Origin of the sequence: Pseudonocardia cypriaca, assembly GCF_006717045.1 — a bacterium.
In the GTDB taxonomy this organism is placed as follows: Bacteria; Actinomycetota; Actinomycetes; order Mycobacteriales; family Pseudonocardiaceae; genus Pseudonocardia; species Pseudonocardia cypriaca.
Genome location: NZ_VFPH01000002.1, coordinates 2,318,465 through 2,330,462, shown reverse-complemented (window position 1 = coordinate 2,330,462; position 11,998 = coordinate 2,318,465). Strand labels below are relative to the sequence as shown.

Here is an 11,998-nt window from a genome sequence, read left to right as displayed (position 1 = left end):
CCTTCCGGGGCGGGGCACTAGCCCTTCTCGGGGCCGCCCGGCTCGCCGCCGGTGTCGCCCTCCGCGTTCCCGTCCGGCCTGCTGCCGGGACTCTCCTCCTCCGGCGCCTTCTGGCCCGCCAGCTTCTCCAGCTCGGCGATCGGGTCGCCCATCTCCGTGCGCCCGACGAACGCGGCGGGGTCGTCCAGGTCGTCGGAGGTCGGGACGAGGTCGGGGTGGGCCCACAGCGCGTCCCGGCCGGCGATACCGCGCTGCTCGCCGAGCAGCCGCCAGAGCTCGGCCGCTGCTCGGAGCCTGCGGGGACGCAGCTCCAGCCCCACCACGGTGGCGAACGCCTGCTCGGCGGGGCCGCCGGCACCGCGGCGACGGCGCAGTGCCTCGCGCAGGGCGTCGGCCCCCGGCAGCCGCTCGCTGACGGCGTCGGCGACAACGGCGTCCACCCAGCCCTCGATCAGCGCGAGCAGCGTCTCGAGCCGGGCGAGCGCGGCGTTCTGCTCCGGGGTGGTCTCGGGCTCGAACATGCCCGACCGCATGGCCTCCTCGATGGCGCCCGGGTTGGACGGGTCGATGCCGCGGGCGAGCTCCTCGATCCGGGAGGAGTCGACGCGGATGCCGCTGGCGTACTGCTCCACCGCGCCGAGCAGCCGCTCCTTCAGCCACGGGACGTGGGCGAACAGCCGCTGGTGGGCGGCCTCCCGGGCGGCCAGGAAGATCATGACCTCGCTGGAGGGGCGATCGAGGTCCCTCGTGAACTTCTCGATGTTCTCCGGCAGCAGCGCGGCGACGCGGTCGGGCCCGACCGGGACCCCGATGTCCGTGGACGAGACGACCTCGGCGGCGAGCTGCGCGAGCCCGTTGCCGAGCTGGCTGCCGAACGCGAGCCCGCCCATCTGGCCGAGCATCGCGATCATCGGCCCGGCGGCGGAGCGGACCTCCTCCGGCATGGCCTCGACCCACGCCGTCGAGACGCGCTGGGCCACCGGGTCGCACATCCGCTTCCACGTGGGGAGGCTGGCGTCGACCCACTCGCTGGCCGACCACGCCTTGGTCTCGGTGGCGCCGCTGGGGAAGTCCGTGGCGGGGTCGAGCCACAGCTCGGCCAGCTTGACCGCGTCGCTGACGGCCGCGCGCTGCGCTCCCGTGAGCGACGACGTGGTGGCCGCGAGCCGCTGACGGGCCAGCTGCGCTGCGAGGTCGTAGTTGACCGGCCCACCGCCGCTCGACTGGGCCTGGCTGAGCATCTGACCGAGCTGGGTGAGCATCTGACCGAGCTGGCTGACGTCGAAGCCCTGCATCCCGCCGGGCATCCCGCCACCGGGCATGCCCGGGAAACCGCTGAACCCGAGCGGGTCGTTGCCCCCTTCGCCACGGCCCTCCAGGTCGCGGCGCCGGCGCTCGTCGTCGGGGTCGCGGTCGGCAGATCCGAAGCCGAACGGGATGTCACTCATGGTGCCCACGGTACGCGGGTCGGCGCTGTTCGCGCTGAGCGTGAGCGTGCACCGTACGTGGATCCAACGCACGCGCCGCTTAGGCTGTCCGGTCGTGAACCGCCGCACGTGGACCGTCGTCTCCGCGACCCTCCTCGCGCTGGCGCTCGGCGTGCTCGGCGGCACGCTGCCCGTGCCGCTGGTGGCGCTCGGCCCTGGCCCCACCTACGACACGCTCGGCACGGTCGACGGCAGCACCGTCATCGAGGTCGACGGCCTGCCGGTCTACCCGACCACCGGGCACCTCAACATGACCACCGTGTCGGTGACCGACCGCCTGACCATGTTCTCCGCGCTCGCGCTGTGGGCGTCGCCGGACAACCAGGTCGTGCCGCGCGAGCCGATCTACCCGTCCAGCATGTCGCTCGACGAGATCCAGCAGCAGAACAGCGCGCAGTTCAGCTCGTCGGAGGCCAACGCGGAGGCGGCCGCGATCGGCGAGCTGCAGCTTCCCGCCACCGTGATCGTCACCAACCTCGTGCCCGACACGCCCGCGGCCACCATCCTGCAGCCCGGCGACGAGCTGCTCGCCGTCGCGGGACAGCCCATGGACTCGGTGCGCGAGGTCTCCGACGTGCTGGCGCCGACCCGCGCTGGTGACGTGGTGGCCGTCCAGTACCGCCGCGCGGGGGAGGTGCGCGACGCCCAGATCCCCCTCGCGGCGCGGCCCGACCGCGAGCAGGGCCTGCTCGGCGTCATCCTCGGCGCGCGGCTGCGCGACGGCGACATCCGCATCAGCCTCGGCGGTGTCGGCGGTCCGTCGGCCGGCCTGATGTTCGCGCTGGCCGTGGTCGACAAGCTCACGCCCGACGATCTCGCGGGCGGCAAGTTCGTGGCGGGCACGGGGGCCATCGAGCCGACCGGGAACGTCACGCCGATCAACGGCATCCCGTTCAAGATGCGCAAGGCCTACGACGAGGGCGCCACCGTGTTCCTCGTGCCGGCGGCGAACTGCCAGGAAGCGGTCGCGACCAACCCCGGTGAGCTGCAGCTCGTCCGGATCGGCACGTTGCACGAGGCCGTCACCGCACTTCAGTCCCTGAAGTCCGGAGCGCCGGTTCCGCGCTGCTGACCGCTCATCCGCGGAACCGGGAATCTCGGACATTCGAGGCCCCCACGGGAACTCCACACGCTGTCCGTAGAGTTGGGTGAGCAGGCGCGCGGTCCGGCCGGTTCGAACGGATATGAGCAGGTCTCCGCCGCCCCGACCGGTACGGGCGCCTAGCGGCCGAACCCCGATCTGCTGGAGCGTGCCCGTGGCCATGCGGCCCCCGGTGGGAGCCCCGACGCTGACCCGCCGCACCCGGATCTTGTTGGTCGTCGCCGGGCTGCTGGTGCTGCTGCTGCTCGGCGGTTCCCGGCTGATCAACTTCTATGTCGACTGGCTGTGGTTCGGCGAGGTCGGGTACCGGGGCGTCTTCGCCACGGTGCTGTTCACGCAGATCGTGCAGTTCCTGGTGGGCGCGCTGCTGATCGGCGGGCTCGTCGCGCTGTCGCTCTGGGTCGCCTACCGCACCCGCCCGGTGTTCGTGCCGGTCAGCGGGCCGGAGGACCCGATCGCCCGGTACCGCACCGTGATCATCCAGCGGCTGCGGCTGTTCGGGATCGGCATCCCGGTCGTCATCGGGGTCATCGCGGGGCTCGCGGCGCAGGGCGACTGGCAGACCGTCCAGCAGTTCCTCAACTCCACGCCGTTCGGGATCACCGACCCCGAGTTCGGCATCGACATCAGCTTCTACGCCTTCCAGCTGCCGTTCCTCCGCTACGTGCTGGACTGGATGTTCGTCGCCGTCGCCATCGCCTTCGTGGTCTCGCTGATCACCCACTACATCTTCGGCGGCATCCGGCTCACCGGCCGGGCCGGCCAGGTGTCGTCGGCGGCGCGGGCCCAGCTCGCGATCCTGGCGGGCGTGTTCGTCCTGCTGAAGGCGGGTGCGTACTACCTCGACCGGTACGAGCTGCTGTTCAGCAACCGCAGCCCGCTGTTCACCGGCGCCACCTACACCGACCTCAACGCGGTGATGCCGGCGAAGCTGATCCTGCTGTTCATCTCGATCATCTGCGCGGCCGCGTTCTTCGCGGCCGTGTTCCGGCGCAACCTGCAGCTGCCGGCGATCGCCACGGTGCTGCTCGTGCTGTCCAGCGTGCTGATCGGGGCGGCCTGGCCGCAGGTGCTGCAGCAGTTCTCGGTGGCGCCGAACGCCCAGCAGCGCGAGGCCCTCTCGATCGAGCGGAACATCAAGGCCACCCGCGACGCGTTCGGCCTCAACAACATCAACGAGATCCTCTACAGCGGGCAGTCCACCGCAACGCCGGCCGAGGTCCGTGCGGAGACGGCCACGATGTCCAACATCCGGCTGCTCGACCCGGCCAAGGTCGAGCGGACGTTCACCCAGCGGCAGCAGCTGCGCGCGTTCTACGGTTTCCCCTCGCAGCTCGACATCGACCGCTACGAGGTGAACGGGCAGCTCCAGGACTTCGTGGTCGCGGTGCGCGAGCTCGACACGAGTGGCCTCTCGGGCAACCAGACGGAGTGGATCAACCAGCACCTCGTCTACACGCACGGCAACGGGATCGTCACCGCGGCGGCCAACGAGATCAACGCCGCCCTCGAGGACAGCGGTGGCCAGGGCGGACTGCCGGTGTTCACCCAGGACAGCCCGGAGGTCCCGCCGAGCCTGCGCGTCACGGAGCCGCGCTCCTACTACGGCGAGCTGATCGACACGTACTCGATCGTGGGCGCTCCCGAGGGCGCGCCGCCGGTGGAGTACGACACCGACACCGAGCGCTACACCTACAACGGGCGCGGTGGCGTCCCGCTGGACAACATCGTCAACCGGCTGGTCTTCGCGCTCTTCTACGGCGAGCGGAACATCCTGTTCAACAGCTCGATCAACGAGAACTCGAAGATCATGTACGTCCGGAACCCGGCTGACCGGATCCAGGCCGTGGCGCCGTGGCTCACCCTCGACGGTGACCCGTACCCGGCCGTGGTCGACGGCCGCATCACGTGGATCGTCGACGGCTACACCACGCTGGAGCGCTACCCGTACGCCCAGCGCACGCCGCTCGGCGAGTCCACCACCGACTCGCTGCAGCCCGGCCAGGGCGGGGTGCGGCCCGAGCTCGACCGGGACGTCAGCTACCTGCGCAACTCGGTGAAGGCCACGGTCGACGCCTACGACGGCACGGTCACGATGTACGCGTTCGACGAGAAGGACCCCGTCCTCCAGACGTGGATGAAGACGTTCCCGGGCGCCGTCCGGCCGGCATCGGAGATCAGCCCGAGCCTGCGGGCGCACTTCCGGTACCCGGAGGACCAGTTCAAGGTGCAGCGGGAGCTGCTCACCCGCTACCACGTCGACACGCCGGGTGACTTCTTCAACAACGTCTCGTTCTGGAACGTGCCGTCCGACCCGTCGCCCCAGGGTGCCGGGAGCGGGAGCGCGCTGCCGCAGCCGCCGTACTACATCTTGGCCGGCACGCCTGCGCAGCCGGGATCAGCGGCGTCGTTCCAGCTCACCAGTGCGTTGGTGTTCCAGCAACGCGAGTTCCTGTCGGCGTACCTCTCGGTCAGCTCCGATCCGGATACCTACGGGCAGATGACGCTGCTCCGACTACCCGACAACACCACCACCCAGGGTCCGCAGCTCGTGCAGAGCGCGCTCGTCAGCGACCCGGACGTGAGCCAGCAGATCGGCCTGCTCTCCAGGAACGGGCAGAGCACGGTCGACTACGGCAACTTGCTGACGTTGCCCGTGGCGGGCGGACTGCTGTTCGTCGAGCCGGTGTACATCGAGCGGGCCAACCAGGAAGTCAGTTATCCGCAGCTGGCGCGCGTCCTGGTGTTCTACAACGGCCGGGTCGGGTTCGCCGCCACGCTGGCCGGCGCGCTCGACCAGGTGCTGCCCGGCGCCAGCGCGGTGGTGCCGAACGTCCCGGGGCAGGCCCCGACGCAAGCCCCTCCGGCGCAGGCGGGCACACCTCCTGCTGCGCCTACCGGGCCGCCCGGCACGGCCAACCCGCAGACCGCGGCGGCCGCCTCGGCGATCCAGCAGGCCATCAACGATCTGAAGGCGGCCAACCAGAGCGGTGACTTCGCGGCTCAGGGTCGGGCGCTCGCGGCGTTGGACGCGGCGGTGCAGCAGTTCCAGCAGGCGAGTGGGCAGACGCCGACCCCGGCGCCTGCACCTGCCCCGGGAGGCTGACCCCATCTCCGGTCGAGCAGCACGTCAGGGCGGTCCCGACAGCCCTGGCGTGCTGCTGGCGCGGAGGACCGTGCGGCCGGAGAAGCTGCCCGGCCGGGCCGGATCCCGAGCGGCGCGACCAGATGGACCCCCCGCTGCAGGGGCCTCTCGGGCAGGTGTACAGTAGTAATCACAACAGCAACGCGGGGTGGAGCAGCTCGGTAGCTCGCTGGGCTCATAACCCAGAGGTCGTAGGTTCGAATCCTACCCCCGCTACCAAGGCCGAGAGGGCCCCTGACCAGGAATGGTCAGGGGCCTTCTCGCATGTTCGGCGCATCAGGCCGAGGGCGTGTCCGCTCTGATGCTCGCGCCCGTTGTCACAGCGGTGCCGCCACTCGTGCGCCGTGCTGATCCGCACCCGTCCTGACGCGACCCGATCGGGGTGCATCCAGCGGCCGGCCCGGATCGGTAGGAGGTGTGGGACCGCCGATCGAGGCAGCGACCGTACGTGGAACGTCGGCAGGTCGCCGCGCGACGACGGGAGAGTCATGAGTGGGTTGACCACACCCAGCGGGCCGGGGGGCAACGCGCGGACGAGGGCCGCCCTCGACGGGCTGGACCAGCGCTACCACCCGGCCGCGGGGCTGCGGAAGCAGTTCAACAAGGTCTTCCCGACCCACTGGTCGTTCATGCTGGGCGAGATCGCGCTCTACAGCTTCATCGTGCTGCTGCTGTCGGGCACCTACCTGGCGTTGTTCTTCGACCCGTCCATGGAGGAGGTCACCTACGGCGGGGTGTTCGACAACCTGCGTGGCGTGCACATGAGCCGCGCCTACGAGAGCGCTCTGGACATCTCGTTCGAGGTCCGTGGCGGGTTGTTCGTCCGCCAGGTGCACCACTGGGCGGCGCTGCTGTTCATGGCGGCGATGGTCGTGCACATGTTCCGCACGTTCTTCACCGGCGCTTTCCGCAAGCCGCGCGAGGCCAACTGGGTGATCGGCGTGCTGCTGCTGTTCGTGGGCTTCTTCGCCGGGTTCACCGGCTACTCGCTGCCCGACGACCTGCTGTCCGGCACCGGGCTGCGGATCGCGTCGGCGTTCACGCTGGCGGTGCCCGTGATCGGGACGTGGGCGCACTGGGCGCTGTTCGGCGGGGAGTTCCCGGGTACGGAGATCATCCCGCGCATCTACATCGCGCACGTGCTGCTGATCCCGGGCGTCCTGCTCGCGCTGATCGCGGTGCACGTCGGGCTGGTCTGGTACCAGAAGCACACGCAGTTCCCCGGTCCCGGCCGCACCGAGGGCAACGTGGTCGGGGTGCGGATCCTGCCGGCGTTCGCGGCGAAGGGCGGCGCGTTCTTCGCCGTCGTCGTCGGCGTCACCGGGATCATGGGCGGCGTGTTCCAGATCAACCCGATCTGGAACTTCGGCCCGTACAACCCCGCGCACGTCTCGGCGGGGTCGCAGCCCGACTGGTACGTGATGTTCACCGACGGGATGCTGCGGATCTTCCCGCCGTGGGACATCTACCTCGGCGACTACAACATCCCACCGGCGTTCTGGGCGGCGCCCGTGTTCCTGCCGATCCTCTACGTCCTCGCCGGTGCGTACCCGTGGATCGAGCGGCGGTTCACGAAGGACGACGCCCTGCACAACCTGCTGCAGCGCCCGCGGGACGTCCCGGTGCGCACCTCGCTCGGGGCGATGGGCATCGCCTTCTACGTCCTGTTGTCGATCAGCAGCTTCAACGACTGGATCTCCTACTTCTTCGACGTCTCGCTGAACGCTTCGCTGTGGGCGGGCCGGATCTCGGTGTTGGTGGTGCCGCCGATCGCCTACTGGGTGACCTACCGGATCTGCATCGGGCTGCAGCGCTCGGACCGCGCGGTGCTCGAGCACGGCATCGAGACCGGCATCATCAAGCGGCTGCCCCACGGTGAGTTCATCGAGGTCCACCAACCGCTGGGCGGGGTCGACGAACACGGGCACGCGATCCCCCTGCAGTACCAGGGGGCCCCGGTGCCCAAGCGGATGAACCAGCTGGGCATCGGCGGTGCCCCGGTGCCGGGCTCGCTGCTCACCCCCGACCCGGCCGACCAGACACTGGCGCTGGAGAAGGCCCGGCTGGAGGAGGCGGAGGCGGAGGCGGCCTCCCGCAACGGGCACCGCGCCGGTGACGGGCAGCGGGCGTCGCGCGCCGTGCAGCAGGAGGCGATCACGGCGGCGAGCGGTCGGACGAAGGACGACGGCCGATGACGGGTGTGCGGTGCACCTGTCCGGCCCGGCGGGTTCTGCTGCCGCGGAGCGGGTAGGAGGAGCAGGTGCGCATCGACGGCAGCGTGATCGTGGTGACCGGCGCGTCCAGCGGGATCGGGCGGGCCACCGCGCTCGCGCTCGCCCGCGAGGGCGCCCGGGTGGTGCTGCTCGCGCGGCGGGCCGACGCGTTGGAGCAGGTGGCGGCCGATATCGCTGCGGAGAGCGGGCCCGGGCGCACCCTCGTCACACCGGTGGACGTCACCGACGCGGACGCCGTCGAGCGGGCCGCCGCGGAGGCCGAGCAGCGCTTCGGCCGGATCGACGGGTGGGTCAACTGCGCGGCGGTGACCATGTTCGGGCCGCTGCTCGAGACGCCGCTCGCCGACCTGCGCCGCGTCCTCGACGTGAACCTCATGGGTTACGTCCACGGCACCCGCACCGCACTGGCCCGGTTCGCGGCCCAGGACTCCGGTGTGCTGGTGAACGTCTCGTCGCTGCTCGGCCGGATCGCCCAGCCCTACGGCACGGCGTACACGATGTCGAAGTTCGCGATCCGAGGCCTGAGCGTGGCGGTGCGGGAGGAGCTGCGGCTGGCGGGGAAGCGCGGGGTGTCCGTCTGCACCGTGCTGCCGGCGGCCATCGACACCCCGATCTACGCGGCCGCGGCCAACCACTCCGGGCGGGTCCCGCACCCGCCACCGCCGGTCTACCGCGCCGAGCGCGTGGCGCAGGTCGTGCTCGCGCAACTGCGCAGGCCCCGCCGCGAGGTGGTGGCGGGCGGGCTGCTCGGCCGCGCGTTCGTGGCGACCCACACCGTCGCTCCACGCCTGGCGGAGCGGATCCTCGCGATCGACGTCGACCGGTCGCTTCGCGCGGAAGGCACCGCGGTGCCGCCGACCTCCGGTTCGCTGCACGCACCCGGCGCCGCACCGGCGGCGGTGGACGGTGGGTGGCACGGACGGCGGCGCGAACGCAGGCGGCGGGCGGCCGCACTGGCCGGGCTCGTCGCGGCGACCGCCGGCGTGCTCGCGATCCCGGGATACCAGCACACGGTGCGGGCGGCACGCCGGGCGCTCGACGGGCGGCGGACCCCCTAGATCTGCGCCCGCACCTCGGGCACCTGCCACCTCGCCGAGGTCCTCGCGGACGGCTGCGATGATGTGCTGACCAGCGGCTATGCTGAGACCCGGCGCGTCGTCAGACACCGAGGAGCCCCGCGATCCACGATCACAGCCAGTGCGCATCACGCTGATCGGGCCGGCCTTCCCGTGGCGGGGCGGCATCCCGCTGCTCACCAACGAGCTGGCCCACCGTCTCACCGCCTACGGCCACACCGTGCAGGTGCGCACCTGGACCCGGCAGGGCCCGGCCCGGCTCCTCCCGGCGGAGCTGCACCCGCTCGCGACACCGGAGGCCGAGGTCTACCCGACCATCCGGGAGCCGCTGTCCTGGCGCAACCCGTTGGACTGGGCACGGACGGGGCGACGGGCCGCAGCGGCATCGGATGTCGTCGTCCTGCTCTACTACGTCCCGTTCCAGGCCCCGGCGCTGGCCGCGGTCGCCCGCGCCGCGCACCGGGACGCGCGGGTCGTCGTCATCTGCGCCAACGCGGTGCCCCACGAGTCGCGGCCTGGTGACCGGATGGTTATGTCCTGGCTGATGCGGTCCGCCGACGCGATCCTCGTGCACACCGAGGCCGAGCGGGAAGCGCTGCGCCGGCTCACCGACCGCCCGGTCGCGGTCGCGGCGCTGCCCCCGCACCTGCCGGCGACGGGCCGGTCGGAGGCCGGGGCGGACCGCCCGCCGCTGCGTCGGCTGCTGTTCTTCGGGAAGGTGCGGCCGTACAAGGGCGTGGACGTCCTGCTCAGGGCGATGGCGCTCGTCCCGGACGTCGAGCTGGGCATCGTGGGGGAGTTCTACGAGGACCGTGCGCGGCTGGACGCCCTCGCCGACGAGCTGGGGCTCGCCGAGCGGATCCACGTGACGCCCGACTACCTGCCCGCGCACCGCATCCCCGAGGTCTTCGCCGGGTTCGACGCGCTCGTGCTCCCGTACCGCACGGCGACCGCGTCCCAGCTCGTGGCGCTCGCCCACTGGCACGGGCTGCCGGTGGTGGCCACCCGCGTGGGGAACTTCCCCGAGACCGTCCGCGACGGCGTGGACGGGCTGCTCTGCCCACCGGGCGACGTGCTCGGCCTGGCCGGGGCGCTGCGGTCCCTCTACGAGCCCGGGCGGCTAGAGGCGCTGCGCGCCGGGGTGCGCCCCGCCGACGGGGAAGGGGTCTGGCGCGCCTACATCGCGGCGCTGTGGAGCCTGGCCGGCGGACGTGTTCGATCGCGGACCGAATCGGCCGGGTAGCACGTGGCAGCCGACCCTTCAGCCCTGGACGCCGTGCTGAGCCGGCTGCGGTGTCCGATCTGCAGCGCTTCGCTGCGCCGGGACGACCGCCGCCTGCTGTGCCCCGCCGCGCACGCCTTCGACATCGCCCGCCACGGCTACGCCAACCTGATCAGCGGTCACCGCCGTCACCACGGCGACGACGCCCGGATGGTCGCCGCCCGCGAGCGGTTCCTCGGCGCCGGTCACTACCGGCCGCTGAGCCGCGCGCTCGCCGACCTCGCCGCCGCACACGCCCCGGCCGAGGAGGGTGTGCTGGTCGACCTCGCCGGCGGCACCGGGCACCACCTCGCGGTCGTCCTCGACGCCTGCGCGCCCCGCTACGGGCTGTGCGTCGAGGTCTCGACACCGGCACTGCGTCGCGCGGCCCGGGCCCACCCGCGGGCCGCCGCGATCGGGGCGGACGTGTGGGCACCCCTCCCGGTGCGGACCGGTGCGGCGGCCGTGGCGCTCAGCGTGTTCGGGCCGCGGGGCGTCGCCGAGATCGAACGCATCCTGGTGCCGGGCGGCACCGCCGTGGTGGCAACGCCGCTCCCGGCGCACCTGGCCGAGCTCGGCCGGCTCGTCGGCGGGATCGGGATCGATCCCCGCAAGCCCGAACGCCTCGCCGCGTCGTTCCGCCGGTTCGAGCGGCTCGCGGTCGAGCGGGTGACCTGCCGCATCGCGCTGGGCCGCGCGGAGGTCCGCGACGCCATGGCCATGGGGCCGAGCGCCCGCCACCTCTCCGATGACGATATCGAGCGGGCGATCGCCCGCCTGCCCGAGCCGACTGAGGTCACCGTGGCCGTCGAGGTCTCGGTCCACCGGTCACAGCGGAGCGGGGTGGCGCCGCTTCCGACCGGTGCGGACGAGCAGCACGGGCGGGACACGATCGACAGCGGCTGATCAGGGCCGGAGCACGAACACGCCCCAGCCGAGGTAGCGACGTTGGTAGGCCAGGTGGACGCGGCGGACCTCGTCGCGGAACTCCCGCACCTGGTCCGTTGCCGGGTCGTCGGGGTGCTCGTCGAGCCAGCGCCGCAACGCCCACCACTGTGCCGCGACGTAGCGGTCCCAGCTGTGCTCGTCGGCGAGCACCATCTCGACGAGGTCGGCCCCGGCCCGCTCGAAGCGGTCCAGCAGCCCGGGCAGGTCGGAGAACAGGTCGGGCTCGCCGAACGCGGCGTGGGCCTCGGCAGGCGGCGGCTCCCGCCAGAACGGCTCGCCGATCAGCAGCAGCCCGCTGGCCGGAACGGCCGGGCGCAACAGCTCGACGGTGCCGGCGAGGCCACCGCCGATCCACGTGGCGCCGACACACGCCGCGATGTCGAACGCGCCCGCTTCGGCCTGGTAGGAGCCGGCGTCCGCCTGTTCGATCGTCACGCGGTCGGCGACGCCGAGCTCGTCGGCCCGCCTGCGCGCCGCGTCGGAGAAGACCGGGCTGAGGTCCACGCCGAGCCCGCTCGCACCGAACTCCTGCGCCCAACGGCAGAGCATCTCGCCCTTGCCGCATGCGAGGTCCAGCACGCGGGTGCCGGCACCGACGCGCGCCACCGCGGCGAGCTCCAGCAGGTGGTCGTCGGTGAACGGGTCGAGGATGCGGTGGTCGGCTTCGGCGATCTCGTGCAGTTCGAGGGCGGTGAGCACGGCTGCAGACTGGGCGAGCCGATCAGCGGCCGGCAACCGGATAACG

At 72.1% G+C, this 11,998-nt stretch carries 8 protein-coding genes and 1 tRNA gene; 7 read left to right on the top strand and 2 right to left on the bottom strand.

Annotated elements, in window-relative coordinates:
* Positions 1-17 precede the first annotated feature (17 nt).
* On the bottom strand, positions 18-1,448 hold the full coding sequence (locus FB388_RS28675; protein ID WP_142105229.1) for a zinc-dependent metalloprotease: 1,431 nt from the start codon (positions 1,446-1,448) through the stop codon (positions 18-20).
* Between the two features lie 94 nt (positions 1,449-1,542).
* Here FB388_RS28675 and FB388_RS28670 point away from each other — a divergent pair, with 94 nt between their 5' ends.
* From FB388_RS28670 to FB388_RS28640, 7 genes are all read left to right on the top strand, one after another.
* On the top strand, positions 1,543-2,559 hold the full coding sequence (locus FB388_RS28670) for a YlbL family protein (RefSeq protein WP_211362254.1): 1,017 nt from the start codon (positions 1,543-1,545) through the stop codon (positions 2,557-2,559).
* A gap of 184 nt (positions 2,560-2,743) precedes the next feature.
* Complete coding sequence (locus tag FB388_RS28665) at positions 2,744-5,695, top strand: UPF0182 family protein (protein ID WP_142105227.1); 2,952 nt, start codon at positions 2,744-2,746, stop codon at positions 5,693-5,695.
* A 181-nt stretch (positions 5,696-5,876) separates the two neighbouring features.
* Positions 5,877-5,953, top strand: a tRNA-Met gene (locus FB388_RS28660).
* A gap of 269 nt (positions 5,954-6,222) precedes the next feature.
* A complete protein-coding gene (gene qcrB, locus FB388_RS28655) occupies positions 6,223-7,929 on the top strand; it encodes a cytochrome bc1 complex cytochrome b subunit (RefSeq protein WP_142105226.1) in 1,707 nt (568 codons plus the stop codon).
* 65 nt (positions 7,930-7,994) lie between these two features.
* Complete coding sequence (locus tag FB388_RS28650; protein ID WP_142105225.1) at positions 7,995-9,026, top strand: SDR family oxidoreductase; 1,032 nt, start codon at positions 7,995-7,997, stop codon at positions 9,024-9,026.
* A 139-nt stretch (positions 9,027-9,165) separates the two neighbouring features.
* Positions 9,166-10,287, top strand: coding sequence for a glycosyltransferase family 4 protein (locus tag FB388_RS28645; RefSeq protein WP_142105224.1), 1,122 nt, complete (start codon positions 9,166-9,168; stop codon positions 10,285-10,287).
* A 3-nt stretch (positions 10,288-10,290) separates the two neighbouring features.
* A complete protein-coding gene (locus FB388_RS28640; RefSeq protein WP_211362253.1) occupies positions 10,291-11,211 on the top strand; it encodes a putative RNA methyltransferase in 921 nt (306 codons plus the stop codon).
* Here the strand turns inward: FB388_RS28640 and FB388_RS28635 are convergent, their stop codons facing one another.
* Entirely contained in the window at positions 11,212-11,952 is a 741-nt protein-coding gene (locus FB388_RS28635; protein WP_142105223.1) for an SAM-dependent methyltransferase, read from the bottom strand.
* Between the last annotated feature and the right edge of the window lie 46 nt (positions 11,953-11,998).